General features: G+C 71.2%; 15 protein-coding genes. 7 read left to right on the top strand and 8 right to left on the bottom strand.

The window, feature by feature from the left end:
- The first annotated feature begins 88 nt into the window (after positions 1-88).
- Positions 89-1,219 carry an RNA polymerase factor sigma-32 gene (locus POL25_RS33290; RefSeq protein ID WP_272090339.1) on the top strand — a complete coding sequence of 377 codons (1,131 nt, stop codon included), beginning with the start codon at positions 89-91 and terminating at the stop codon, positions 1,217-1,219.
- Positions 1,216-2,076, top strand: a complete 861-nt coding sequence (rsmI, locus tag POL25_RS33285; RefSeq protein ID WP_272090338.1) for a 16S rRNA (cytidine(1402)-2'-O)-methyltransferase — start codon at positions 1,216-1,218, stop codon at positions 2,074-2,076. Before POL25_RS33290 ends, rsmI begins: the two co-directional genes overlap by 4 nt.
- 241 nt (positions 2,077-2,317) lie before the next feature.
- Here the strand turns inward: rsmI and POL25_RS33280 are convergent, their stop codons facing one another.
- The 4 genes from POL25_RS33280 to POL25_RS33265 form a co-directional block, all read right to left on the bottom strand.
- Positions 2,318-3,709 (bottom strand): hypothetical protein, encoded by a 1,392-nt coding sequence (locus POL25_RS33280; protein WP_272090337.1) that lies wholly within the window; start codon positions 3,707-3,709, stop codon positions 2,318-2,320.
- 392 nt (positions 3,710-4,101) lie between these two features.
- Positions 4,102-5,610 carry a sigma-54-dependent transcriptional regulator gene (locus POL25_RS33275; protein WP_272090336.1) on the bottom strand — a complete coding sequence of 503 codons (1,509 nt, stop codon included), beginning with the start codon at positions 5,608-5,610 and terminating at the stop codon, positions 4,102-4,104.
- Positions 5,611-5,661: 51 nt separating this feature from the next.
- Positions 5,662-7,770 (bottom strand): sensor histidine kinase, encoded by a 2,109-nt coding sequence (locus POL25_RS44655; protein WP_272090335.1) that lies wholly within the window; start codon positions 7,768-7,770, stop codon positions 5,662-5,664.
- Positions 7,771-8,126: 356 nt separating this feature from the next.
- Positions 8,127-8,915, bottom strand: coding sequence for an ADP-ribosylglycohydrolase family protein (locus POL25_RS33265; RefSeq protein ID WP_506417456.1), 789 nt, complete (start codon positions 8,913-8,915; stop codon positions 8,127-8,129).
- Positions 8,916-9,019: 104 nt separating this feature from the next.
- On the opposite strand from POL25_RS33265, the gene POL25_RS33260 reads away from it, so the two are divergent.
- Positions 9,020-9,529: a GNAT family N-acetyltransferase gene (locus POL25_RS33260; protein ID WP_272090333.1), complete on the top strand. Its 510-nt coding sequence runs from the start codon at positions 9,020-9,022 to the stop codon at positions 9,527-9,529.
- A 330-nt stretch (positions 9,530-9,859) separates the two neighbouring features.
- Here the strand turns inward: POL25_RS33260 and POL25_RS33255 are convergent, their stop codons facing one another.
- From POL25_RS33255 to POL25_RS33245, 3 genes are all read right to left on the bottom strand, one after another.
- Positions 9,860-10,732 (bottom strand): hypothetical protein, encoded by an 873-nt coding sequence (locus tag POL25_RS33255; RefSeq protein WP_272090332.1) that lies wholly within the window; start codon positions 10,730-10,732, stop codon positions 9,860-9,862.
- A gap of 682 nt (positions 10,733-11,414) precedes the next feature.
- Entirely contained in the window at positions 11,415-13,757 is a 2,343-nt protein-coding gene (locus POL25_RS33250; protein ID WP_272090331.1) for a DUF4215 domain-containing protein, read from the bottom strand.
- Between the two features lie 200 nt (positions 13,758-13,957).
- A complete protein-coding gene (locus POL25_RS33245) occupies positions 13,958-17,377 on the bottom strand; it encodes a VIT domain-containing protein (RefSeq protein WP_272090330.1) in 3,420 nt (1,139 codons plus the stop codon).
- A 258-nt stretch (positions 17,378-17,635) separates the two neighbouring features.
- Between POL25_RS33245 and POL25_RS33240 the strand changes: the two genes are divergently transcribed.
- The 3 genes from POL25_RS33240 (at position 17,636) to POL25_RS33230 (ending at position 21,337) form a co-directional block, all read left to right on the top strand.
- Positions 17,636-18,007, top strand: coding sequence for a glutaredoxin domain-containing protein (locus POL25_RS33240; RefSeq protein WP_272090329.1), 372 nt, complete (start codon positions 17,636-17,638; stop codon positions 18,005-18,007).
- Positions 18,008-18,247: 240 nt separating this feature from the next.
- Entirely contained in the window at positions 18,248-19,945 is a 1,698-nt protein-coding gene (locus tag POL25_RS33235) for a DUF1592 domain-containing protein (RefSeq protein ID WP_272090328.1), read from the top strand.
- A gap of 3 nt (positions 19,946-19,948) precedes the next feature.
- Positions 19,949-21,337, top strand: a complete 1,389-nt coding sequence (locus POL25_RS33230) for a DUF1552 domain-containing protein (protein WP_272090327.1) — start codon at positions 19,949-19,951, stop codon at positions 21,335-21,337.
- A gap of 208 nt (positions 21,338-21,545) precedes the next feature.
- On the opposite strand, the gene POL25_RS33225 is transcribed toward POL25_RS33230, so the two are convergent.
- Entirely contained in the window at positions 21,546-21,986 is a 441-nt protein-coding gene (locus POL25_RS33225) for a CoA-binding protein (RefSeq protein WP_272090326.1), read from the bottom strand.
- Positions 21,987-22,091: 105 nt separating this feature from the next.
- On the opposite strand from POL25_RS33225, the gene POL25_RS33220 reads away from it, so the two are divergent.
- Positions 22,092-26,732 (top strand): hypothetical protein, encoded by a 4,641-nt coding sequence (locus POL25_RS33220; RefSeq protein WP_272090325.1) that lies wholly within the window; start codon positions 22,092-22,094, stop codon positions 26,730-26,732.
- Positions 26,733-26,746: the final 14 nt, after the last annotated feature.

Below are 26,746 nucleotides of genomic sequence, written 5' to 3'. Positions count from 1 at the left end.
CCCCGGGTCGCGTCCCGGAGGTCGCGCACGGGCGAACCTCCGTCGGCCTGTCAAAGATGGCGAGCGGCGGCGTAGACTCCGCCCCGGCATGTCTCAACCGAAGCGCAGCTCGTCCGGGAAGTCCTCGCGCAAGGCGCCGGCGGTCGTCGATGTCGAGGCGCCCGCCGACCAGAACCTGCCCGTGAAGGCCACGGCCGTCGTCGCGGAGCCCGACGAGGACGAGGAGGACGAAGACGCCGAGGTGCTGGCCGAGACCGAGCCGGCGACCGACGCCGAGCTCGACCTCATCGAGGCGGAGATCGGGGTCTCGCCCGCGGGTCCGCGGGCCCCGGCCGCGCCCGTGACGGCCCTGGTGCGCCGCGACCCGATGGGCCAGTACATGGCCGAGGTCCGGCGCCACCCGCTGCTGACGCGCGAAGAGGAGCACGCGCTGGCGGTCCGGTGGGTCGAGGGCGGCGACGCCGAGGCGGCCAAGCAGCTGGTGACCTCCAACCTGCGCCTCGTGGTGAAGATCGCCCACGAGTACAAGCGGGCCTACCAGAACCTGCTCGACCTGGTCCAGGAGGGCAACGTCGGCCTGATCCAGGCGGTCAAGAAGTTCGACCCCTACCGCGGGGTCAAGCTCTCGACCTACTCGGGCTGGTGGATCCGCGCCTACATCCTCAAGTTCATCCTCAACAACTGGCGGCTGGTGAAGATCGGCACCACCCAGAACCAGCGCAAGCTGTTCTTCAACCTGCGCAAGCAGGTCGACCGCCTCAAGCAGGCCGGCGTCGACCCCACGCCCGAGCGCATCGCCGCCGCCCTCGACGTCAGCGAAGCCGAGGTCATCGAGATGGACCGCCGGCTGTCGGCCCCCGACATGTCGCTCGACGCCCCGCTCACCAGCGGCGGCGACGAGGACGACGGCCGCACGCGCATGGACATCATCGAGGACAGCAGCGACGACCCCGAGGTCGAGGTCGAGTCGACCGAGTTCAAGGACATCCTCCACGCCAAGCTGCGCCGGTTCGGCTCGACGCTGGCGGGTCGCGAGCTCGAGATCTTCCGCGACCGCATCGTCGCCGACGAGCCGATCACGCTGCAGGAGCTGGGCGACCGCTGGGGCGTCAGCCGCGAGCGCGCGCGCCAGCTCGAGAAGCGCATGGTCCTGCGCCTGCGCGAGTTCCTCCAGACCGAGCTCGGCGACGCGGTCCAGATCGCCCTGGGTCACGAATGAGCGCCGAATCGCCGGGGATGCTGGTGCTGGTCGGCACGCCGCTCGGCAACCGCGGCGACCTCAGCCCGCGCGCCCGCGAGGCGATCGTCGGCGCCGACGTGCTGTTCTGCGAGGACACGCGCAGCCCGCTGCGCCTGCTCGGCGAGGGCGCGACCCTGCCGCCGCGGATCAGCTGCTTCGTCGCCAACGAGGGCGATCGCGTGGCGCTGCTGCTCGACAACCTCGCGCGCGGCAAGGTGGTCGCGTACGTGTCGGAGGCGGGGCTGCCGGTGTGGAGCGACCCGGGCCTGCGCCTGGTCCAGGCGGCGGTCGAGGCCGGCTACGCGGTCGACGTGGTGCCGGGGCCGACGGCCGCCGCGGTGGCGCTGTGCCTCAGCGGGCTGCCGGCCGAGGACGTGCGGTTCCTCGGCTTCCTGCCGCGCGGCGGGGCGGAGCGGGCGGAGCGGCTGGAGTCGATCGCGCACGAGCGCGGGACGGTGCTGCTGTACGAGGCGGGCAACCGGGTGCCGGCGCTGCTGCGCGATCTGGCGGCGGCGCTGCCCGACGCCGAGCTGCGGCGGGTGGCGATCGGCCGCGAGCTGACGAAGCAGCACCAAGAAGTGCTGCGCGGCTCGCTGACCGAGCTGGCGGCCACGGTCGACGAGGCGCTGCGCGGCGAGGTGACGGTGGTGCTCGCGGGCACGCAGGCGCCGGCGGCCGCCGACCCGGCGCAGGACGCCGCGCGGGCGCTGTGGCAGCTGGTGTGCGACCCGGGGCTGAAGCCGCGCGAGAAGGCCAAGCAGATCGCGGCGCTCACCGGGCTCGAGGCGCGGGCGATCTACGAGCAGCTCGGGGCCCTGCGCCGCGCCAGCGAGTGAGCTGGCCGAAGGGCCAGGTGAGACAGGTGCGGTGGGGCGCCCGGATCGTCCTGACCTCGGCAGCGGCGAGCGTCCCGAAGGACAGGTGGGTCGGGTCGTCCTGACCTCGGCCGCGGCGAGCGTCCCGAAGGACAGGTGCTTCGGGTCGTCCTGATCGCGGCCTGGGCGGCGAGGCCGGCCCCTTAAACAAACATGTCCGGGCGGCCAGGGCCGTCCGGACATGTCCCCTGGGGCAGCCGGCTCAGAAGGTGAGCAGGAAGCGGAAGTAGCCCATCGCGCCGAACACGTCGCCGACGGCGTAGCGGCGGCCGACCTGGTCGATCACGTCGCGGCGGACCGGGTTGATCTCGTTGGGCTGGTCGACGAGGTTGGGGTCGCCGCCGAGGGCCGCCTTGCCGCGGCTGGCCGCGGTGATGAGGTGGCGGGTGTCGGTGGTCAGCGTGGTGCCGATCATCAGCATCGCGTACTTGCTGAGCTGGGCGTGCAGCGCGATGTTGACGCCGAAGGTCGCGAAGTCCTGGATGTTGGTGATGCCGTTGAAGCGCTGGCACCCGCCGCCGCCCGAGCGACCGGTGACGCCCGAGCCGCCGAGCGCGTCGCCGTTCTGCGGGTTGTCCTTGGCGTACTGGACCACGCTGTCGACCGCGCCGCGATCACACTCGAGGCCGGCCTGGCCGGGTTGGAAGGTGCCGACGAGCGCCGGGCTGTCGGCGAACAGCTCCCACGCCTCGCTGTAGCCGCGGCCGCCGTACTTGAGCATCGCCAGGCCGCGCAGGTTGAGCGCGACCTTCTGGCCCTTGGCCTTGCGCTCGAACGGCACGATCTCGGTGCCGAACGACACGCCGACGTTGGACTGCGGGTTGATGCGGTCCTGCGTCGCGCCGTAGTTCTTGAACTCGGAGCCGTTGGCGCGGATGGCCTGGTACCACCACGCGGTGAAGAACGGGTCGAGGAAGCGGTAACGGCGCGAGAGGGCCGTCCACACGCCGAGCTCGTGGGTGCCGCGACCGACGCGGTGGTTGCCCGCCGGGTCGCTGTCGACGGTGTCGCGCGAGAAGGTCATCGGCTTGCCGACGGCGAACCGACCCTCGAGACCGAGGACCCACTTCGGCATGTGCGACAGCCGGTCCTGGTTCAGGATGCCGATCTTCAGGCCGACGATCAGCTGGTCGAGGCCGTAGCGGTTGGCGCCCTTGAAGATCGTCTCGGTGCCCGCGCCGCCGAACGCGCCGAACGGGCTGGCCGCGTTCATGGCGTTGAAGCCGTCACGCGGGATGATGCCGTCGCGGATCGTCGTGCTGTTGTCGTGACGGACGCAGGTCGCCGGGTTGGTGCCGGTGGCGTCCTGGGCGTACACGCAGGGCTCGGCCTTCTGGTCGAAGCCGTAGGTCCGCTGGTCGCTGATGACGATCGGCAGGGCCGCGTAGATGGCGAGGTCCTTGTAGAGACCGATCTCCATCGTCGGCGTCACCACGTGCCGCTGCTGTCTGTACAGCAGGTCGCGCACCATGGTGCTCTTCGGGTTGTTCGGGTCGCTCCACTCGCGGAGGATCGCCGCCTGCTTGAAGTTGAAGTCGTAGCCGACCCCGAAGTGGAAATCGAACTTGTTGTCGCCGTCGAAGGAGCTCGCCACTCGCGTGACCTCGGCAGCATTCGCCGTGGGGGCAGCGAGAGCGACCGCGCCGAGAAGAGTCAGGACGGGCAGGAGGCGGCACAGTTTCCGCATAGGGAGCACCTCAAGAGGGGTCGCTGCACGCTACCAGCGCGCGGCCTGTAGCGTCAACATTCCTGGGCCGAAGCGACCGGGCCAGCCACGATCCCGACCCCGATTGCAGCACCGCAAGCCACCGATCCCACGGCGAAAAACCCGGAAGAAGGGACCCTTTGCCAGGCCCTCGACCCCGTTTTCGGCCGTCCGGCGCCCGTGAGGCCCCACGCTCGCCGTCGCGGAGCCCGCGCGGCGGGCTCGGGCGCGGCGGGCGACGTGGGGCGAGATCTGCCGCGCACGCGGCCTCGACTTCGGGGTCAGCTCGCCGGCTGCGGCGGCGGCCCCTTCGGCCCGCCGTCGTCGGGGCTCTCGCGCAGGCCGAGCTCCTTCATCTTGGACTGCAGGCTGCGCCGGCTGATCCCGAGGGCGCGGGCCGAGCGGGTCACGTTGCCGTCGGTCTTGGCCAGGGCCTCGCGGATGAGCGCCTCCTCGACCAGCCGCGAGCCAGCCTTGACCGCCTCCTTGAGGTCCTGGCCCAGGCTCGACAGCGGCAGGCGGATCTGGCGGTCGCCCGGTTCGGTGAGGCGAGCGCTCGATTCCGCGGCCGCGGGCGCGCCGCCGCCCACCTCGCCGGCGTAGGCGTCCGGGAGGTCGTCCTCGTCGATCCAGGGCCCCGAGGCGAACAGCACCATCCGCTCCATCAGGTTCTCGAGCTCGCGGATGTTGCCCGGCCACGGGTAGCGCTCGAGCGCCGCCAGAGCGGCCGGCGTCAGCCCCTGCACGCTCTTGCCGAGGCGCTCGTTGCAGCGCTGCACGAAGTGCGAGACGAGGAACGGCAGATCTTCGAGCCGCTCGCGCAGCGCCGGCAGGTGGACCGGCACGACGTTGAGCCGGTAGTAGAGGTCTTCGCGGAACTGGCCGTCGCGGATGAGCTCGTCGAGGTTGCGGTTGGTGGCCGCGATCAGCCGCACGTTGACGTGCAAGGTCTTGACGCCGCCGACGCGCTCGAACTCCGACTCCTGGATCGCGCGCAGCAGCTTGACCTGGATCTCCTTGGGGATCTCGCTGACCTCGTCGAGAAAGAGGGTGCCGCCGTCGGCCAGCTCGAAGCGACCGGCGCGCGAGCTGACGGCGCCGGTGAAGGCGCCGCGCTCGTGGCCGAAGAGCTCGCTTTCGACCAGGCCGCCGGGGATCGCGGCGCAGTTGACCTTGATGAAGGGCTGGCTGCGCCGGGAGGAGCCGAGGTGCAGCGCCCGCGCGACCAACTCCTTGCCGGTGCCGCTCTCGCCGGCGATGAGCACGGTCGACGGGCTGGCGGCGACCGTGCCGACGATCTCGCGGATCGTCTGCATCGACGGCGAGCGACCGACCATGCCGGCCGCGGCGCACGGGTCGGCGATCTCGCCCGGCGGCGGGGCCGGGGTGATGCTCGGCCCGCTGCGCTCGCGCGTGGCGATCGCCTTCTGCACGATCTGGTGGATCTGGTCCTTGTCGAACGGCTTCTCGAGGTAGTCGAAGGCGCCGAGCTTGACCGCCTCGACCGCGCTGTCGATGCTGCCGTGCGCCGTCAAGAGGATCACCGGCAGCCCCGGCTCGTGCACCTGCAACGCCTTGAGCAGGCCCATGCCGTCGAGGTTGGGCATGCGCAGGTCGGTGATCACGACGTCGAAGGTCCCCGGCGGCGCAGTCCGCACCCGCGCGAGCGCGGCGGCGCCGTCATTCTCGGCGTGGACCTCGAAGCCGAGCTGCTTGAGCAGCGCGCCGAGGACCTTGCGCAGGTTGGGTTCGTCGTCGACGAGGAGGATCCGGTGTTGTACTTGGGACAAGATGAACCTGTCTGAAGGGGCAGATGAGACTCGAGCAGAATTCGGCGAGCGTCAGGTCGGCGACTCGGCGCGCGGCTGGGCGTGGACGGGCAGGACGATCGTGAACTGGGCGCCGCCGGCCTCGGGGGCGCTGACCTCGATGAGCCCGCGGTGATTCTCCACGATCCGCTGGCTGATGGGCAGCCCCAGGCCGGTGCCCGCGGCCTTGGTGGTGTGGAAGGGGACAAACAGGTTGGCCAGCGCGCCAGGGGCGAACCCGGGGCCGTTGTCGCGGACCGTGAGGGTGACGGCGTCGCCGCTGCCGAGGCCGTGCCGGCGCAGGCCGAGCGACACGAACACCCGCCCCGGCGGATCCTGGCCGGACAGCGCGTCAAAGGCGTTGCGCAGGAGGTTGAGCAGGACCTGGCGCAGCGCCTCGGCGTCGCCGCGCACCGGCGGCAGGTTCGCCGGCTGGGTGAAGGTGACGCGCGCGCGGGCGTCCTCGTCGAGCAGGCGCATGGTGGTGACGACGACCTCGCCGAGCACGACCGGGCCCATTTGCCCGGTGAACGGCCGCGAGTAGGTGAGGAACTGGGTGACGACGCGGTTGAGCCGCTCGACCTCCTCGACGATGACGCCGAGGAACTCGCGCGTGGTCGGGTCGGCGTCCTGCAGCCCGGGCTCGACGACCTGGACGGCGCCCTTGATCGCGCCGAGCGGGTTGCGGATCTCGTGGGCCAGACCGGCGGCCATCTCGCCGAGCGCAGCGAGCCGGTCGCGCTCCTTGCGCTGCTCGTAGACGGTCGAGTTCTCGATCATCACCGCGGCCTGGGCCACGACACCCTCGAACAGCTCGACCTCCTCGCGCGAGAACGGCTCGAGCAGGCGCTCGTCGTCGACGAAGAGGACGCCGAGCAGGTGCAGCCGCGGCGGGCCGCCCTCGAGCTGCTCGCCGGCGAGGCCGCGGATCGGCAAGGCGAGGCTGGCGCCGACCTCGGCGAAGGTGTCGAGGCACTCGTCGAGCTCGGCCTTGAGCTCGTTGTTGGCCCGCTCGCGCTGGCGCTCGAGCACGTCGCGCAGCAGCGGCCCGCTCTGGCGCATGCGCTCGAGCAAGGGCCGCCGGGTCGCGAGGTCGAGCTTCGCGGGCGGGGTGGGAGCGCCGGTGTGCCCGCGCAGCCGCAGCGCCGAGCCCTGACGGTCGAGCAGGAACAGCGAGGCCCGGGTGACGCGCTCCGAGCCGCGCAAGGTGTTCATGACGACGCGGACCATCTCGTCGGGGTCGATGAGGTTGACGAGGCGGCGACGCAGGCGGTCGAGCAGGGCCCGCAGGACGGTGCGGTCGTGGAACAGCCAGCTCTCGAGCCGGCGATCGAGCACGGTGCGCAGCGGGTCGATGAGCACGAGCACGGCGAACGAGGCGAGCAGGGTGTTGAAGACGAGCAGCATCGGCTCGCCGGCGAAGGTCCACGGGACCCATAGCACCAGCGCGGCGTAGACGGCGGTGACGGTGATGACGAGCAGCGTCATGCTGGCGATCCGCCCGAGGATCTCCGGCAGGTCGAGCAGACGCTCGCGCGTCAGCGTCTGGGCCATGAAGTACAAATAGACGGCGGTGATGATCGGGCCGATGACGGGGACGGCCGGCTGACCGAGCGCGAGGGCGATGAGGGCGGCGTAGAACAGGTAGCGCAGGCGCGGGCCGGCGGCGGTGCCCTCGGCTGCGCGAGCGGCCCGCCACATCCGCATGACGGCGAAGAACAGGCCGCCGACGACGTAGATCATGATGCTGACGTCGATGACGACCCACCACGGCTCGGCGGCGAGCTGCGGGAAGACGAGGGCGATGACCTGAAACACCAGCAGGACGCCGAGTAGCGGGCCCTGGACAGGGTTGCGCCCGGGGGCCGGGTTGGTCGTCGGGAAGAAGCCCGAGAGGAACCGGTCGGCCATCAGCGGCAACATGAGGCTGAGGGTGTCGGCGACCCACTGCGAGCGCGGCAAGCTCGGCAAGCCGGCGAAGAAGCGCGCGAGGTGGAAGAGACACAGGCTGAGACAGAAGGCGAAGAAGCGTGAGAACTGGACCCGCTCGCGGTCGCGCAAGTAGACGCTGATGCCGATGGCTGCGGCCACCGCGGCGGCGAGCAGCGAGCTCAGACTGGCGTATAGGTTGGTGCCGGACACGCGGCGCAGATGGTAGCAGGCGCCTCCACGAGGCCGCGGCGGCGAACGGATTTTCGCAGCGGGGGGCGACGAGGGGCGGAGGAGCGGGCTGAAACCGATGTTCCGCGGCGATGGGCGGCTGGCGCGGCGCGGCGATCGGGACCGCCGACGAGCCCGGTGGGCGGGTGTCCCTGCGTGAAGCACCGGGGACGGCCGGCGGGAGAGCCCGAGGTCGATCGAGCTTCAGCGGCCAGGCGGCTCGTGCATGGCAAGGTGGCGGTGTCGGCGTTGCGTGGTCCTGCGGGCCGCCAAACGGCCGCGACGCGCCGGCCCGCGAGCTCCGTTGGCGGCGAACGTTCGCCGCCCGCGCGCCAGGCTCACGCCGGGACGCGATAGTGCTTGCAGAAGTCTTGCAGCAGCTGCCACAGCTCGGGCCGCAGCCGCTGCTCGACCTCGGCGACGATGGCCGGCGGGACCTCTTTATAAAAGGCCTGGGCCACGGCGCCGGCCATGCACGCGAGGGTGTCGGCGTCGCCGCCGAGCGAGACGGCGAGGCGGATCGCCGACTCGACGTCGTCGCTGTCGAGGAAGGCGATGATCGCCTCGGGCACCGAGCCCTGACAGGTGACGTCGAAGGCATATCGGGGCCGGATGGCGGCGACGCTGCGGCGCAGGTCGTAGCCGAACCGCGCCTCGATGTCGGCGCGGATCTTCGCCTTGTCGGCGCCGTGGCGGGCCAGGAACACGGCGACGGCGAGGGCCTGGGCGCCCTTGATGCCCTCGGGGTGATCGTGGGTCGGCATGGCGGAGGCGCGCGCCTCGGACAGGACGTCGTCGAGGTTGCGCATGGCGAACCCCACGGGGCTGACGCGCATGGCCGAGCCGTTGCCGAAGCTCTGATAGGGGCCCATGGCGTCGTCGGCGAGCCACTCGCGGAACATGCCGCCGTAGCCGCGATCGGGGTAGCGCCGGCCGTACTCGCGCAAGGTGGCGGCGTAGGGCTTGCGGTGCAGCAGGCAGTCGGCGACGGCCATCGTCATGACGGTGTCGTCGGTGAAGCTGCTGCTCGTCTTGAAGAGCGTGAAGTCGGTGCGCTTGATGTCGGCCCGCTCGTGCACCGAGCCGATGATGTCCCCGGCGATCGCGGCGATCATGAGGCGCAGGATACGCCGCGACGCGACGATGGGAGGATGCGTCGGGGCGCGGAACTGCGAGCGAGCGCTCGCGGGGGTTGCGAGCCCGGCGAACCAGGGCGACCCTCGGGGCCGCAATGACGGACGGCCTGAGCTTTCGCCCTGCACGCGCCGCGGAGATCGGGCGCGTCCGCGAGATCGAGCAGATCTCGGCGACGCGCTTCGTCGGCACGAGCCGGGCGGCGATCGCCGACGACGAACCGACCGATGTGGACACGCTGGCGCGGCGAATCGCCGAGGGCGGGCTGCTGGTGGCCGCGGCAGACGAGATTCCAGTAGCGTTCGTCATGTTCCGCGAGCTGGAAGGCTGCGCGTACGTCGAGCAGATCGATGTGTTGCCGAGCCACGCGCGCCGAGCGATCGGTGCAGCGCTGCTCGACACGGTGACTGCGGTCGCTCGCTCCCGCGGCTGGGCCGCGCTCACGCTGTCGACGTTCAAGGACGTGCCGTTCAACGCGCCGTATTACCGCCGCCTGGGCTTCGTGGAGGTCGAGGCGCTGACGCCAGGGATGGCGGCGATCCGCGTGGAACACGAGGCCCGCGGGCTGGACGAGTCGTCGCGGGTCTTCATGCGCCGCGAGATTTAATAATGCTCGCCGCGGGCCTATGTGAGCGTCCGGGAGGGTGCACGATGGCCCTCCACTCCGACGATCGAGGATTCGATCACCCAGGCCATTCACTCGCGTCACAATTTGGGTGCGCGATGCTCCGGCGAGGCGAATGGGGTCTCGCGACCAGGCCAGGCAGTCGTGCCATTCGCGGCGCCAAATCCTGCGAGTCCGGCATGGGACGGGGCGATCGCAGGGTGCTGTGATTGGCGAACGATCGAATGAGAGGTGCGGAATTTTTGAAGATTTGGAGGTCGCTCGCGCGACCTCCAAATCTCTCGAGCGCGGCGATGGGCTTGGCCTGAAAGATCAGCCGAAGCGGAGCGGGCGGAGCAGGCCGATGCCGCCGGTCTTCAGCTGGAAGCGCGTCTTGCCGAGGACCATCATGGTGATGCCGCCGGCGAGGGCGGCGGCGCCACCGACGAGCAGACCGATCGGCGCCCCGTACTTCGGCGACCGAGCGGGCCCGCCGTTGAGCTCCGCATCGAACTCGGCCTCGGACTTGGCGTACCAGACCAGGAAGCCGCCGAGGGCCATGAGGCTGATGCCGACGCTCATCGTGATGATGCCGCCGATCCGCAGGCCCCTGCGGCCGGGCTTGACGAGGGCGGTGACGTCGCCGCGCGCGTCGGCGAGGTTGAAGCGATTGGAGGTGGTGAGGCCCTCGCCGCCGAAGAAGAACGAGCTGCCGCGGCTGGTGTCGATGACGCCGCCGCACGGGGCCGAGCACACGGAGCGGTAGTGGATGCCGTGCACGGTGACGTTGGCGCCGTGAGCGATCATCTCGCCGGTGATCTCATAGAGCTGGACGCTGGCGGGCTTGGTGGTCTCGATATGGAGGCGCGGGCCGTAAGCCGGCGGTGGCTCGGGCGCGGCGGGGGCCGGGGTCGCGACGGCGCCGACTTCGATGCGCTGGCCGCCCTGCTCGTAGGCGGCGACCTCGGACCAGGAGAAAGTCTTGCGGTCGCCGGTGGCCGCCGAGACGATGGTCAACGAGTCATTCGGTAAGACCTCGAGGATCGAGCCCTGGACCATGCCGCCGTTGACGAGGTGGACGCGATCGCCGGGCTGCTCCGCGGGCGCGGCGACGGCCTCGGCGGGCTGGGCGTGGGCGGGGAGGCTGGCAGAAAAAAGGGTGAGGACGAGGAGCGAGGCGCTCGTCCGCTGCAGGCATGGCATCATCGGCGGATGATACCGGGCTCATCGGGCGCCGCAATGGCCTGATGGCGCCTCTGCGCAAACGACCAGGTCGGACGGAGCGATGAACAGGGCTACCCCGGGCATCCGTTTTGCGCGCTCTCCTGGCTCCCGGGGCGCCGAGGGCTCGTCGTGCTCCCGTGGCGGAAGCCCGGCGTCGCTTGCCCGTCGGGGGCCACGCAGAATCCTTGCACGTCCAGGGGCGCCGGAGCGAACGGGACGTCGGAGTCGGCTGTCCCGCTCATGCGGCACGAGCGGGGGTTCGCGGGTTTGGCTTCAGGATGGAGCGTCGGCTCGCGCTCCCGGTCCGGGCCAGTAGCGACGAGCCGCGCTCGCGGTCCGACCGACGACGACCGCGCGGCGTGGCGGCGACGGGCGGCTGGCGCAGATGCGCACCGCCTCGCGGCCTCGCCGTGAGCCGCTCGCCGACAGCTTCGACCACGTGCTCGCTGCGGAGCCGAGACATGGCCTCCGGGACATGTCCATGGAGTCGTTGCGCGTCGCGATAGGCTGACCTTCGGGACATGTCCATGGAGACGTGGCGCGCCGCGAGCGGCTGACCTTCGGGACATGTCGACAACGCGGCGCGCCGCGAGCGGATGTCCTTGGGGACATGTCGCTCGCGGCGCGCGTGGGGTCCGGCGCGGGGGCCGGGCTCAGGTCCGGGTCAGGCCGGCTTGATCTGGCAGGTGGCGGAGCAGAACGAGCCCTGGGTGCCGTTCTGCGCGCCCTGGTCGCACATCTCGGTCACGCCGTCGCCGTTCTTGGGGTCGTTCTGAATGATGCCGTCGCCGCAGGTGGTCTTCTTGCACGACGTGTTGCACTCGTCGGCGTTCGACTGGTCGGCGTCGTCGCACGTCTCGGCCTGGCCGTTGCCGTTGGGGTTCTGGGTGATGCCGTCGCCGCAGACCGTCTTGGCGCAGGTGTTGGTGCAGGCGTCGGCGTTCGACTGGTTGCCGTCGTCGCAGATCTCGTTCTGGCCGTTGCCGTTGGGGGTCTGCTTGGTGCCGTCGCCGCAGGTGGTCTTCTTGCAGGTGGCGTTGCACGCCTTGTCGTTGGCGTTGTTGGCCCCGTTGTCGCACTGCTCGTTGAACGGCGCGCCCGGCTGGACGATGCTGTCGCCGCAGGTGGGGGTCTTGCAGGCGTTGCTGCAGGCGTCGGTGTTGTCGTTGTTGCCGTCGTCGCACTGCTCCTGGTTCTGCGGCTGCTTGTAGCCGTCGCCGCACTTGGCGGGCACGCAGAAGTTGGTGCAGAGGTCGGTGTTGTCGTTGTTGCCGTCGTCGCAGGTCTCGCCGGCGTTCGGCTGGGTGATGCCGTCGCCGCACTTGGCGGCCTTGCACGTGTTGGTGCAGAGGTCGGTGTTGACGTTGTTGCCGTCGTCGCACTCCTCCACGCCGACCTGGGTCTTGCCGTCGCCGCACTTGGCCGGGACGCAGGTCGAGAGGCACGCCTTGCTGTCGCCGTTGTTGACGCCGTCGTCGCAGGTCTCGTTGTTGCTGGCCTGGATGTAGCCGTCGCCGCACTTGGGGGTCAGGCAGGCGGTGGTGCAGGTGCCGTTGTTGCTGTTGAGGCCGCCGTTGTCGCACTGCTCGCCCGGCTGGATGAAGCCGTCGCCGCACTTGGCCATCTTGCACACGTTGGTGCAGCCGTCATTGTTGTTCTGGTTGCCGTCGTCGCAGGCCTCGCCGGGGCCGACGAAGCCGTCGCCGCAGAACTGTTTGGTGCAGTTGGCCTTGCAGGTGCCGGTGTTGGAGTTGTTGACGCCGTCGTCGCACTCCTCGTGGTTCTGCCAGATGAGGCCGTCGCCGCACTTGGCCGCGGTGCACACCAGGGTGCAGGCGCCGGAGTTGTTGTTGCCGGGGCCGAGGTCGCACTGCTCGTCGAGGCTCGGCTGGACGAGCGCGTCGCCGCACTTCGGCAGGGCGCAGGCGTCGGTGCAGCCGTCGTCCTGGTTGCCGTTCTTGCCGTCGTCGCACTGCTCGCCCGGGTCGATGACGTTGTTGCCGCACTCCTCGAGCTTGCACAGCGAGGTGCAGCCGTCGCCGCCCTGGTTGTTGCCGTCGTCACACTGCTCGGTCGGGCTCTTGTCGCCGTCGCCGCAGGTGTTGGTCTTGCACTGGGCGTTGCACTGCTGGCCCGGGCCGTTGCCCGCCCCGAGGTCGCACTCCTCGTTGCCGCTGCCGGTGTTGTGGAGCTCACCGTCGCCGCACACCGCCAGCTTGCACATGAGCGTGCAGTCGCCTGTGTTGGCGTTGTCGGGGCCCTCGTCGCACTGCTCGGGGTTCTGGACGAAGTTGTCGCCGCACTTGGCGGCGGTGCAGTTGTTGGTGCACTCGTCTTCGTTGCTCTGGTTGCCGTCGTCGCACTGCTCCTGGGCGGAGATGATGCCGTCGCCGCACGAGGCCAGCGCGCAGGTGTTGGTGCAGGTGTCGGCGTTGTTCTGGTTGCCGTCGTCGCAGCCCTCGCCGGGGCCGACCTTGCCGTCGCCGCAGAAGGCCTTCTTGCAGTCGGGCTTGCACGAGTTCATGTCGCCGTTTTCGGCCCCGTTGTCACACTCTTCTCCCGGGCCGATATACGTGTCGCCGCAGAAGTTGAGCATGCAGCCGAGCTTGCACTCGTTGCCGCCGCCGTTGTTCGCGCCGCTGTCACATTCCTCGCCCGGGTCGAGCACGTTGTCGCCGCAGCCGCCGCCGCCGATGCCGGTGGTCGTGTCCTCGGTCATCGTGTCGCTCGAGTTCGAGTCCGAGATGCCCATGCCGCTGGTCGTCGGCACGCCCGAGTTCGAGTCCGAGATGCCCGCGGTGCCGTCGGTGGCCTCGCTGGCCGACATGCTCACGCTGCCCGCCGTCGGCTCGGTCATGCCTCCGGAGGTCACGTCGGTGCCTGTGCCGGAGTTCGAGGCGCTGTTGGAATTGGAGCTGCTGCTGCTGTCGCCGCAGGCCAAGAGGCCGACGGCGGACAGACAGAGGGGAGCGACGAGCTTCAACAAGAAAGCACGAGAGCGGGACATGCGAGCCTCGATTGGAAAAGAAACCAGGTGGTTCGTAGCGACCCGGGATGAAGAACCCACGGGCAGCAGTGGTTGCGACGCGGTGGATCCGTCCGGATCGTCGGAATTACGCAACCGTACCCGAGAACGGGCACGGCGTCGTCACGGAGCAAAATCGCACGCGCACGTCCGGTCGCGCGACCGACACGCACGCGAGGTTTTTAATAGCGCGAAGGCGGCGGCGGAACCGGCGGCGGCGGCGTGTACGGTGCGTAAGGCTGACCCTGGGCCCCAGGGCCGGACGGCAGGCGCGGAACGACGACTTTCAGGTCCGACAGCGGCTGGTCGACGCGGCCCAGGTCGACGTACGCGCGGTCCTTCATGATGACGAACGGGTGCTCCATGAACGCGAGTCCGCCCTTGCCGTCGTGCTGCACGGCCTGCAGCTTGCCCATGCCGTAACCCATCGGCCCGCGGCTGTAATAATGCGCCTGGAGCACGTACGGGAACGCCGCGGCGTCGCCCGGGATGGTGAAGCATTCGGGGCCGTAACCCGTGGTCACGTCGGCGTACAGACGGCCACCCGAGGGCAGCTGCCGCTGGCTGAAGTAGGCGTGCCCGCCCTTGCCGTCGTAAATGTGGAAGTCGACGTCGTTGGCGTCGGTCTCCCAGTTGAGGACGAAGCGCAGCGAGGGGCTGCGAGCGGGGGTGACTCCGGCAGCGGCGATCGCCGACTGCGCGGCGGCGTCACCGGGCTGAGCCCCGAGCCAGGCGGCCGCGATCAGGGCGAGGTCCTCGCCGAGGATCTGCTGCACGCCAGCGAAGCGACCGCTCGGATAGCTGCGGCGGGCGCCGGCGAGCGCGGCCGCGAAGGCCTCGGCGTACCGGCCGGCCTTGACCAGCGCAAAGGCGTAGAGCCGGTGACTGGCAGGATGGTCGGGCCGCTGGGCCACGGCCTGCGCGTAGGTGTCGATCGCAAGTTGCAGACCGACGTCGCCGAGCGCCTCGAGCCGTTCGCCAGCCATGCGACGGATGTCCGCGCGGCCAGGGAACAGGTCGATGAGCGAGCCGTAGGCCCGCGCGGCCAAAACGCGGTCGCCGCTGGCCTCGGCCGCCTCACCGAGGCTGACCAGCGCGACCTCGTCACCAGGGTTGCTGTCGCGCCACTCCCACGCCTTGGTGAGCGCCTGAGCGGCGCGGCCGGCGCGAACCTCGAACATGACATCGGCGAAACGTCCCTCCCAGGCGTCGGCGGGCTTGGGCTGTTCGAAGGTGGGCCGCGGCTGCGGATCCCACGGGGGAGCCTCGTGGCCGTGCGGCGGGGCGCGACGCGAGGCGGCGACGCGCGTGGGTCGGCGGGTGTCCGTGGTGACGGCATCCTCGACCTCGCGCATGTCCGCATGCGGCGAGCCTCCGGCGGTGACGGGCGCGGGCCCGGCCGGCTCGGGCGAAGGCTCGGACGGGGGCGGAGGCGGCGGTGCCGCGTGTGCGGGAGCGTCAGCCGGCGCTTCATCACGCGCCCTCATCGCCGGGTCGGCCATGCCGTCGACCGCGGCCTCGGCTGCGCCCGGAGCGCCGCCGATCGCCCGCGCCTCTTCGGCCGCTTCACCGTCGCCGCCACGACCGCCCTTGTCCTGCGCGCCGGCCGGCTTGGGCAGCGGCCGCGCCTCGCTCTTGGCCTCGGCCTGCGGCTCGAAGTTGGCCGCGACCGCGGAGGCATCCTTCTTGTTCCGGCTCTCGCTCTTGCGCTTCTCGGCGCCGAAGAACCACCCGAGCGGGCCGTCGTCGTCGCCGTCGTCGGCCTGCGCGATGGGCTGCTCGGGGACGATCGGCTGGACGACGATCGGCTTGTCGGGCAGGCGCGTGCGGTCGACCACCGCGACGCCCTGGGGGCCGACGGTGAGGATCTCGGCCAGCGCGGTGCGATCGATGCCGAAGCGCTGGTAGTCCCAGTCGGTCTCGAGCACGAGCAGCGCGGTGTAGTCGGACAGCACGCGGTAGCGCGTCGAGAGGCCGATGATCTGCTGCTTGAGGTCGGCCTTGGCCTTGGCGTCGCCGGCGGCCTCGTGACCCATCATGCCGCTCAGGCGATCGATGCTGGCGCGGATCCATGCCCGCTCGAGCAGCGGCCGCTCGGCGTCGCCGAGCTTGATGTCGCGGACATCCTCGCCGCGCTCGCCGAGCTCGACGCGCATCGGCTTGTCGACGGGGAGGTCGGCGAACACGAGGAACTGATCGCCGGGCTGCACGGCGCCGAGCGTCTGCGGCCACACCCAGCTGGCCCCGGGGACATGCACCTTGACGTTGGCCTTGGTGGCTCGCACCAGCCGCGAGGCGACCAGCGGCGCGGGCAGGCGAGCGTCGACGAGGATGCCGGCGTCCTGCAGGCCGGCGGTGGTCAGCTGGCGCAGCGCGGCCTCGTCGCGCAGGCCGCCGTCGACGACCGCGTCGAGGCGACGCACGCCGGCGCGGCCGAGCTCCTGCACGGCGGTGCGCAGGACGTCGCGCTCGATGCCGCCGGCCGTGGCGACGCCGTCGCCGACGAGGATGACGCGGTCGTGGACCTTCGCCTGGGTGCCGGTCCAGCGCAGCGCGCCGGCGAGGTCGGAGGCGCCGAGCGCCCCGCGCTTCAAGATCGCGTCCTGGGCGGCGGCGCCGAAGCTGCTCGCGGGGCCGGCGAACACCTGCTCGACGCCCTGGTCGAAGCAGGCGACGGTGAGCGGGAAATCGACGCCGGCGGCGCCACGCAGCTCGGCGACGAGCTGGCCGAGGCGCGCGACCTGACCCTTGAAGTCGAGCGCCCGCGAGGCGCTGGTGTCGAACAACACGGTGACGCCGGTGACGGGGACCTCCGGCAGCTTGACGTCGGGGGTGATGCGGGCGACGGCGAGGCGGTCGTAGCGGAGGCCGACCTCGGGCGCGCGCCGGCTGGTGGCGAGCTCGAGGTCCTGCTGCGGCATGAAGTTGGTCTCGTGGATGCGGGTCTTCTCGCTGACGCCGCCGCCCTTGGGCACGACGACCTCGACGTCGAGGTCCTGCAGCTGCGGCAGGCCGCGCAGGTAGACGCGGTACGGCTCGCTGCTCGAGCTCAGCTCCTCGGAGTAGGAGACGATGATCTCCTTGACGCCGCGGGCGGGGATCGGGAACACGCGCGCGCTGAAGCGGTTGCCGGCGCTCTTCTCGAGCAGGGCCGGATCTTGGCGGCGGTGGAGGAAGTCTTCGTAGGCCTGACGCGCGGCCTGCAGCTCGACGACCTCGGCCTCCTGCCAGCGCCCGTCGATCAGCATCGCGAACCGCGAGATCGCCGAGTTCGGCGGGAGGTTGATCTCGAAGCGGCCCTCGATCACGCGATCGTTGGGGTTCTGGAACGCGAGGTGGAGCTCGGTGAAGGCGAGCGGGTCCTCGACGACGGCGCGGCTCTTGACGCTGAGGAGCTTGAGGCCGGTGCCGTCCTGGCTGGTGAGCGAGAAGGGCGCGACGCCGGCGGTCGGCTGCGGATCGGGGGCGCGCCACTCGAGCTTGCATTCGTCGGTCGCGCGCGGCTGCGACTGTTGTTGGGAGTCCGAAGGGCCCGGGCGACCGGTGCAGGCGACGAGGCCAGCGAGGCCGAGGCAGACGACGAGCGGGATGTGGCGGCGCATGGATCTCTCCAGGTTGGCGAGGGTATCGTTCGCCGGCCTGCAACGCGATCGTCGGGGCCGCGGGTCTTCCCGCGCATACGCTTTGAAACGCCGCACGCGACCGCGATGAATGCCGTTCTCGTGCCGCGTCGCCCGCTCGCGCCGGACGACGCGCGCCGCTTACAGGGCCTTTCGGGCAGATCGCTCACGCGAGCCCGCGAGCGGGCGCACGCGCGCGAAGCCTTGCCACGGGCGGATCCGGCACCACGCTCCGCGCCCATGTCTCGCCCCCTCCTCCCCGAGTCCTCGCTCGCGCCGCACGTCGGCGACAAGATCCAGAGCTTCCACCGCAACATCGTCGACGCGATCACTGCGGCGATCGCCCGCGACCCGGTGGTCGTCGTCGGCATGGCGCAGAACCCGTTCGTGAAGAAGGCCCGCCGGGCGCTCGAAGCCGCAGGCGTGCCGTTCACGTACCTCGAGTACGGCTCGTATGTGAGCCAGTGGAAGGAGCGGCTCGCGATCAAGCTGTGGTCGGGCTTTCCCACCTTCCCGCAGGTGTTCGTGCGCGGCACGCTGATCGGCGGCTTCACGGACGTCGAGCGCATGCTCGCCGACGGCAGCCTGCAGAAGATGCGAGACACGCACTGACGGATACGCGTGTCGTCGGTCGTATCCGCGCTCGTCGGCAGCGGCCACACACGCAGAAGGCACGGGGCCCTGGGCCCCCTCGGCGTCGCTGGCAGTCCATCGGGGATCGCCCACGGTTGACAGCGCAGGCTGCTACCGGGACATTGCCTCCCTATGGCTCAGCGACGACGAGCGCATTGGTGGCGAACTCTGGGGGCGTGGCCCTTGGGGCTCTGCCTGTCGACCGGGTGTTACTCGGGGATGTCGGGGCAGCAGACCGATGGTGATCCCTCGGGTGGGCCCGGCGGTGGTCCCGGCGGCGGTCCCGGCGGCGCGACCGACGGCGACACCGACGCGACGACCAACGGCCAACCGACCGACGGCGGTCCCTCCAGCGACACGGACACCGGCGGCACCGAGCTGCCCGAGCTGCCCGAGTCGTCGCGGGTGCCGCGGCTGTCGCATCGCCAGTGGGAGAACTCGATCCGCGACCTGCTGCTGCTCGATCAAACCATCGGCAAGTCGTCGCTGTTCATCGGCGACCCAATCAGCGGCGGCTACGACAACAACAGCGAGAAGCTGGTGGTGTCGGCGACGCTGTGGACCGACTACCAGCGCGCGGCCGAAGAGATCGCGGAGCAGGTGATCGCCGACGCGGAGCTGGTCGCGCTGCTGGTGCCGAGCGAGGGCGACAGCGACGCGCGCGGGCGCGGGTTCATCGAGTCGTTCGGGCCGCGGGCGTATCGCCGCCCGCTGACGCCGGAGGAGATCGAGCGCCACATGCAGGTGTTCCACGAGGGCGCGGCGCTCGGCGGCGGCGACCCGGTGCTCGAGGGCGTGCGCGTGGTGCTGCAGACGTTCCTGCAGTCGCCGTACTTCCTGTACCGCGTCGAGCTGAGCGACGCGCCCGACGAGGACGGCAACGTGCCGCTCGACGGCTACGAGGTCGCGACCAAGCTGTCGTACATGCTGTGGGACACGATGCCCGACGAGGAGCTGTTCGAGGCCGCCAAGGGCGGCGCGCTCGAGTCGGTCGCCGGCATCGAGGCCCAGGCCGCGCGCATGCTCGACGACCAGCGCGCGCACGACATGGTGGCGTCGTTCCACTTCCAGACGCTCAAGGTCGACAGCTACAGCAAGATCAACAAGAACGCCGACAAGTTCCCCGAGTTCGCCGAGCCGATGCGCGACATGATGGTCCGCGAGACCATGATGTTCGTCGACGACGTGGTGTTCGAGCACGAGCTCGGCGACGTGGCGACGCTGCTGGCGGCGCCGTACAGCTTCGTCAACTCGACGCTGGCGCCGCTGTACGGGGCGCAGGGCGAGTTCAGCGACCAGCACGTCAAGACCGACCTCGACCCGAGCCAGCGCGCCGGCGTGCTGACGCAGCTCGGGTTCCTGGCGGCCAACGCGAGCTCGACCCAGAACGACCCGATCCACCGCGGCGTGTTCCTCAACCTGCAGATCCTGTGCACCGGGCTGCCGCCGCCGCCCAACAACGTGCCGCCGCCGCCGCCGCCGATGGAGGGCGAGTCGCTGCGCGAGCTGATCGATCGCCACACCGGCGTCGGCACCTGCGGCGAGGCGTGCCACGGCTACCTCATCAACCCGCTCGGGTTCGCGATGGAGCAGTACGACCCGCTCGGCCGCTGGCAGACGATGGACGCCGGCAAGCCGGTCGACGCGTCGGGCTCGTTCAACTTCGTGCAGGGCAAGCAGAGCTTCGACGGCGGGGTGCAGCTGGCCAAGCTGATCTCCGGCAGCGACGAGGCCCACCGCTGCTACGTGTCGCACCTGCTCGAGTACGGCTACGGTCGGGTGCCGCGGCTGCAGGACAACGCCGAGATCAAGCGCCTGGCCGAAGGCTCGCGCGACGGCATGTACTCGATCAAGGAGCTCATCGTCGAGCTGACGACGAGCGACGCGTTCCGCTTCCGCGCCCCGGTGGAGGAGTAAGCCATGCGACTTCCCAGCAACCTGTCCCGACGCGCCTTCATCACCGGCATCGGCGGCGCCACCGTCGCGTTGCCGTTCCTCCCGAGCCTGCTGCCCCGCAACGCCAAGGCGGCCACCGAGCGCCCGCGCTACTGCGTGTACGTCCGCCAGGCCAACGGCTGCGCCCAGAAGGACGGCGACGAGCCCGAACGCTTCTGGCCGTCGGCGCTCGGCCCGGTCACGACCGAGAGCCTGTCGACGATCGACGCCGAGCGGGCCGTCAACGAGCTCGCCGACTACGCCGACAAGCTGCTGCTGGTCCGCGGCACCCGCTTCGGCTTCCCGGGCAACGGCTGCGGCCACTCCGGCGGCGGCAACCAGTGCCTCACGGCGGCCCGCGTGTCCGACGACCCGAAGGGCAACCTGTCGCTGTCGATGGGCGAGTCGGTCGACAACCGCATCGCCCGCGAGCTCAACCCGGCCTCGAACCCCGACCCGCTGACGCTCTACGCGGGCCGCATGGCCGGCTACATCAACGAGGTGCTCAGCTACCGCGGGGCCAAGGACCTGCGCGCGGCCGACCGCAACCCGTGGAGCGTGTACACCAAGATCGTCGGCATCACGGCGCTGCCGCAAGAAGTGGCGATGAAGATCAAGGCCCGCCGCACCAGCGTCAACGACCTGGTCCGCGAGCAGATGCAGGCGCTCATGAGCAAGCAAGACATGAGCAAGGCCGACCACGACCGCCTGCAGATCCACTTCGACGCGATCCGCGACCTCGAGGTCGAGCTGCTGTGCGAGCTGCCCAGCGACGCCGAGATCATGGAGATGGAGGCGCAGCAGGACTACAACGGCGCCGACGAGCTGATCCAGACGGTGACGCGCCTGCAGATGAACCTGATCGCGTTCGCGTTCTCGTGCGACTACACGCGCGCGGCGACGCTGCAGATCGGCGACGGCAACGACGGCACGCAGTACTGGATCGACGGGGTCCAGCTGCCGCGGTTCCACCAGATCTCGCACCGCATCTACGCCGACGGCTCGGAGGGCGACCCGATCCCCGACGCGCAGTCGAAGCACCACGTGATCGACCGCGAGCACGGCAAGCTGTTCAAGCACCTGCTCGACCGCCTGTCGGCGCTGCAGACCGACGTCGGCACGCTGCTCGACGATACGGTGGCGATCTGGTGTAACGACCTCGGCGCCGGCGTCAGCCACACGTACAACAACATCCCGTGGGTGTGCGCCGGCAGCTGCGGCGGCTACCTCAAGACCGGCCAGTACATCGACGCCGGCGGGGTGACGCACAACCAGTTCCACAACACGATCCTCAGCGCCGTCACCGGCGAGCTGGTCGAAGACTTCGGCGACCCGGAGCTCGAGCCGGGCGTCATCGACGCGATGATCGCGTGAACGAACGCGGCTCGCGGCAGCACGCCGCGAGCCGACTGTACGGCGACACGCCGGCGAGGGAGCTCGCCGGCGTGTCTTCGTTTGGGGCGCCGGGTCGAAGGGACATGTCGTCGAGGGCATGTCGTAAAGGGCATGTCGTAAAGGGCATGTCCCCCACGCACTGGCGGCGGGGCACCGCGCGGGCCGGGCCGCTGCGCGGACTTCGCGGTCAGTCGCCGAGGTTCGGGAGGCCGAGGCGGCGGTGCTCGGCGAGGGCGCAGCGATCTTCGACGACTTCGATGTCGGCCTCGCGGAGGGTGCGCGCGAATTCGGCGTGGCGGATGCCGAGCTGCAGCCAGACGACGCGGGGCTTCACGGCCAAGATCTCCGGGAGGTGGCCCTGGAGGTACTCGGGCCGGCGGAACACGTCGACCATGTCGAGCTGGCCGGGCGCGAGCGAGAGGTCGGTCAGGGCGGCGACGAAGGTCGAGCCCCACATGCGCCGGCCGGCGAACACGGGGTTGACCGGCAAGACGGTGTACCCGGCGGCGTGCAGGTAGTCCGGGACGTAGCACGCGGGCTTGTTGGGGTCGGTGTGCGCGCCGAGCACGGCGATGGTGCGCGCACGCGCGAGGATCTCGGCCAGCTCGGAGTCGGTGGGCGAAGACACGCAGGTCAGGGTGCCACGGGCGGGCCGGGTGGGCGAGGGCCCGCGGCCGACCAGGGGTCCCGCCCTGTCCCGGGCACCTGGGCTCGCTGTACCCTTGGGTCCCCCATGACTCGCTCCACGCCTCGGCAGCTGCACTGGGTCCTCGCGCTGATGATGCTGCTGTTCGCGGCGGAGGCCGCGGCGGCGCCCCCACGAGCCCCGGTCGAACCGGTCGCGCAGGCGCCGGCGGACATCCCCGAGGCGCTGCGCGAGTGGATCCCGTGGGTGCTGCAGCCCCTGTCCGATCGGTCATGTCCGTACGTACATGCCAGCACCAGCGAGCGTCGCTGCGCCTGGCCGTCGCAGCTCGAGCTCGAGCTGGCCGACGAGCGCGGGTCGTTCACCCAGCGCTGGCAGCTCTACGCGAAGGGGATGGTGCCGCTGCCCGGCGACGCGCGCCGCTGGCCGCAAGAGGTCGAGGTCGACGGGCAGGCGGCGGTGGTGATGAGCCGCGGCGGCCTGCCGGTGGTCGAGCTCGGCCCCGGCGCGCACCGGATCACCGGGGCGTTCCTGTGGGACAGCATGCCGGAGAAGCTCAGCGTGCCGGCCGAGACGGGGCTGCTGGCGCTGAAGCTGCGCGGCAAGCCGGAGGCGCTCCCGCGCCGGGACAACGACGGGACGCTGTGGCTGCAGAAGAAGGTGGAGGCGGCGAGCGAGCAGAACCTGCTCGACGTGGTGGTGCACCGCAAGGTGACGGACGCGATCCCGCTGCGGCTGACGACGGAGATCTCGCTGCAGGTGGCGGGCAAGAGCCGCGAGGAGCTGCTGGGCAAGGCGCTGCCGCCGGACTTCGTGGCGATGGAGGTGGCGAGCGAGCTGCCGGCCCGGCTCGAGCCCGACGGCCGCGTGCGCGTGCAGGTGCGCCCGGGCTCGTGGACGATCCGGATCGAGGCGCGCCACCCGGGTGACCTGCAGAGCATCGCCCTCGCCAGCAACGAGGGGCCGTGGGCCAGCGAAGAGGTGTGGGTGTTCGCGCCGACGCCGGAGCTGCGGCGGGTCGAGTTCGCCGGGCTCGACGCGGTCGACCCACAACAGACGCAGCTGCCCGACGCGTGGCGCTCGTTCCCGGCGTTCCGCGCCCGCCCCGGGCAGGCGCTGCAGCTGACGGTGACGCAGCGCGGCGAGGCCGACCGCGGGCCCGATCAGCTGGCGCTGGCCCGCGACTGGTGGCTCGATTTCGACGGCGGCGGGTTCACGGTCAAGGACCGCATCGAGGGCCAGGTGCAGGGCACACGCCGGCTCGAGATGCAGGGCTCGGCCCGCCTCGGGGCGGTGGCGGTCGGCGGGCAGCCGCAATTCATCACTGCGCGCGAAGACCCGAACAAGGCAGGGATCGAGCTGCGCAGCCCGAACGTGTCGCTGGCGGCGGACCTGCGCGTGCCCGCGGGGGGGCTGCGCCCGTCGGTGTCGGCGGTCGACTGGGACCACGATTTCGCGTCGGTGACGGGGACGCTGCACCTGCCGCCAGGTTGGCGGATCTTGCACGCGACCGGGGTCGATCAGGTGGACGACACGTGGCTCGGCCGCTGGACGCTGCTGGATCTGTTCATGGTGCTGGTGATCGCGATCGCGATCGCAAGGCTGTACGGCTGGGCCTGGGGGGTGCTGGCGGTGGTGACGCTGGCGCTGATCTTCCCCGAGTGGATGGCGCCGCGGTCGGTGTGGATCTTCGTGCTGGTGGGCGAGGCGCTGCACCGGGCGCTGCCCGAGAGCTGGCTGCGCTCGCTGGTCCGCGGCTATCGCCTGGCGGCGCTGGTGATGCTGGCGGGGATCTGCTCGGTGTTTGCGATCCAGCAGCTGCGCCAGGGGCTGTACCCGGCGCTCGAGCAGCGCGGGCGCGACAATTTCGATCTGGCCCTTGCGACAGGTCAGCTGGGGCCGGCAGTGATGGCCGAGGAGATGCCGCCCGCGACGTTCGCCCCGGGCTCTCTCGACCAGAAGGCCAACGACCTCGAGACCGAGGGCGGGAAGGCGTACGGGGGCGAGGAGGGCCGCATGGGCCGGGCGAAGCTGGCCGAAAAACTCGACGAGGACGAGGAGCAGTCGGTGTCGTCGTCGTGGGGGGCGAGCGGGGCCAGCCTGAGCGGCGATTATCGCCGGCGCCAGCAGAAGAAGCTGCGCGAGTACGACGCGAGCACGGTGGTGCAGACCGGTCCGGGCGTGCCGCGGTGGTCATGGCACTCGGTGCCGCTGCGCTGGAGCGGACCGGTCGAACGGGCGCAGCAGGTCAGCTTCGTGCTGGTGCCGCCGCACGTGAACCTGGCGCTCGCAGGGGTGCGGGTGCTGTTCCTGGTGGCGCTGGTGCTGGCGGTGTTCGGGGTGTTCCGCAAGCGGCGGCAGGCGCCGCCGCAGCGGCCGAACTCGGCCATCGGCTCGACGGTGATGATGACGCTGGCGGCGCTGCTGCTGCCGACGACGGCGACGGCGGCGGAGGTGCCGGACGCGGCGACGCTCGAGCAACTGCGCGCGCGCCTGACCGAGCCGCCGAGCTGCCTGCCCGACTGCGTGACGAGCCCGCGCATGCGCCTGGAGGCGAGCGGGTCGGCGCTGCGGCTGGTGGTCGAGCTGCACGCGGCGGCCCAGGTCGAGGCGCCGCTGCCCGGTTCGGCGGAGCACTGGCTGCCGTCGCAGGTGAGCGTCGACGGCTCGCCGGCGACAGGCGGGCTGATGCGCACGAGCGACGGCGGGCTGCGACTGGCGCTCGAGCCGGGCCGACATGAGGTGGTGCTCGAGGGGCCGCTGCCGAACCGCGAGACGATCCAGCTGCGCCTGCCGCTCGGGCCGCACCGCGTGACGGCCAGGGCCGAGGGCTGGTCGGTCGCCGGGCTGCACGAGGACGGGCTGGCCGACGAGGTGCTGCAGCTGACGCGGACCAGCAAGCAGGACGCGGCGCAGGCGGAGACGCTCGAGGTCGGGACGCTGCCGCCGTTCGTGCGCGTCGAGCGGGCGCTGACGCTGGGGCTGTCGTGGGAGGTGACGACGCGGGTGGTCCGCGCCACGCCGCGCGGATCGGCGGTGGTGCTGAAGGTGCCGCTGCTGCCGGGCGAGTCGGTGACGACGGCGGAGCAGCGGGTCGAGGCCGGGGCGGTGCTGGTCAACATCCGCCCCGACGAGGACGTGGTCGAGTGGACGAGCGTGCTGCCGATCTCGCCGCAGATCGTGCTGGCGGCGGCCACGGGGGCGCCGTGGAGCGAGGTGTGGGAGGTGATGGTGGGGCCGGTGTGGCACGTGGAGGCCGGGGGGATCCCGCCGACCCGCCGCGGCGCCGAGGGGCTGCAGGTCTGGACGCCCTGGCCCGGGGAACAGGTGGTGCTGGACATCTCGCGCCCGGCCGGGGTGCCCGGCGAGACGCTGACCCTCGACTTCGCGCGCCTGACCCTTCGGCCAGGTATGCGGGCGGTCGACGCGGAGCTGCAGCTCGAGCTGCGCTCGTCTCGCGGCGGCCATCACACGCTGGCGCTGCCGGCCGACGCGCAGCTGCAGAAGGTGCTGATCAACGGGGCGCAGCAGCCGATCGGCCAGGAGGGCCAGCAGGTCCGCGTACCGGTGGCGCCCGGGGTGCAGCGGGTCCAGCTCGAGTGGCGCGAGGCGGCGACGCTGGGCCAGCGCTACACGGCGCCGGTGGTCGACCTCGGGGCGGCGGCGGTCAACGCCGAGGTCCACGTCGAGTTCCCGCCGAGCCGGTGGATCTTGCTGCTGGGCGGGCCGCGGCTCGGGCCGGCGGTGCTGTTCTGGAGCTACATCGTGGTGCTGCTGATCGGGTCGGCGGTGCTGGCCCGCCTGTCAGTGTCGCCGCTGCGCGGCCATCAGTGGTTCCTGCTCGGGCTCGGGCTGTCGACGGTGTCGGTGCCGGAGGCGATGCTGGTGATCGGGTGGTTCCTGCTGCTCGGCTGGCGCCGCCGCCGGGTCGACCTGACGCCAGGATGGTTCGCGCTGCGCCAGCTGACGATCGCGGGCTGGACGCTGCTGGCGGGCTCGGCCCTGATCGCGGCGGTGCACGCCGGGCTGCTCGGTCAGCCCGACATGCAGATCGAAGGCAACGGGTCGTACGCGAGCTCGCTGCGCTGGTACCAGGACCGGGTGGAGTACGTCGAAGGGGTCGGCGGGCTGATGCCGCGCCCGTGGGTGCTTTCGGTGTCGCTGTGGTGGTACCGCGGGCTGATGCTGGCGTGGGCGCTGTGGCTGGCGTGGTCGCTGATCCGCTGGCTGCCGTGGGGCTGGCAGAGCGCGGCGCAGGGCGGATTGTGGCGGCCGCTGTGGCGGCCGACGCCGCCGCGGCCGGTGCCGCCGCCGCCAGCGAGCCGCAATTCAGGGCCGGTGCCGGCGCAGGCGGCGATCCACCAGACGATGGTGGTGCCGCGCGCGGCCCAGTCAGGGGTGTCGGAGGCGATCTTCATGAGCCAGTCGACCGACAGCGGCGGGCTGGTCCACGAAGACACGACGCCGCGCCCGCGCGCGTCGCGGTTCCGCATGACGGATACGATGGAGGCGCCGCCGCCCCCGCTGGAGGCGGAGCTCGACGCGCCGCGCAGCCCGACGGTGGCGCGCACCAACGCGAGTGGTCCGCAGCCGGTGCGCCCGGTGGCAGAGGCGATCACGCCGCCGACGCCCGGTCGCCCGCGCCCGGCTCCACCACCGCCGCCGCCCGGCAAGCGCCCGCTGCCGCCGATCACGAGCGACCAGGACGACGACACGCCTCCGCCGTGAGGCGGGTGTCCGAA

It is taken from the genome of Nannocystis bainbridge (assembly GCF_028368995.1).
Taxonomy (GTDB): domain Bacteria; phylum Myxococcota_A; class Polyangia; order Nannocystales; family Nannocystaceae; genus Nannocystis; species Nannocystis bainbridge.
This window is presented reverse-complemented; position numbering and strand designations above follow the sequence as displayed.

Bases quoted from the DNA above. Each gene is read 5' to 3' on its own strand.
- POL25_RS33290 (WP_272090339.1), top strand. From the start codon at position 89: ATGTCTCAACCGAAGCGCAGCTCGTCCGGGAAGTCCTCGCGCAAGGCG.
- rsmI (WP_272090338.1), top strand. From the start codon at position 1,216: ATGAGCGCCGAATCGCCGGGGATGCTGGTGCTGGTCGGCACGCCGCTC.
- POL25_RS33260 (WP_272090333.1), top strand. From the start codon at position 9,020: ATGACGGACGGCCTGAGCTTTCGCCCTGCACGCGCCGCGGAGATCGGG.
- POL25_RS33255 (WP_272090332.1), bottom strand. From the start codon at position 10,732: ATGATGCCATGCCTGCAGCGGACGAGCGCCTCGCTCCTCGTCCTCACC.
- POL25_RS33250 (WP_272090331.1), bottom strand. From the start codon at position 13,757: ATGTCCCGCTCTCGTGCTTTCTTGTTGAAGCTCGTCGCTCCCCTCTGT.
- POL25_RS33245 (WP_272090330.1), bottom strand. From the start codon at position 17,377: ATGCGCCGCCACATCCCGCTCGTCGTCTGCCTCGGCCTCGCTGGCCTC.
- POL25_RS33240 (WP_272090329.1), top strand. From the start codon at position 17,636: ATGTCTCGCCCCCTCCTCCCCGAGTCCTCGCTCGCGCCGCACGTCGGC.
- POL25_RS33235 (WP_272090328.1), top strand. From the start codon at position 18,248: ATGTCGGGGCAGCAGACCGATGGTGATCCCTCGGGTGGGCCCGGCGGT.
- POL25_RS33230 (WP_272090327.1), top strand. From the start codon at position 19,949: ATGCGACTTCCCAGCAACCTGTCCCGACGCGCCTTCATCACCGGCATC.
- POL25_RS33220 (WP_272090325.1), top strand. From the start codon at position 22,092: ATGACTCGCTCCACGCCTCGGCAGCTGCACTGGGTCCTCGCGCTGATG.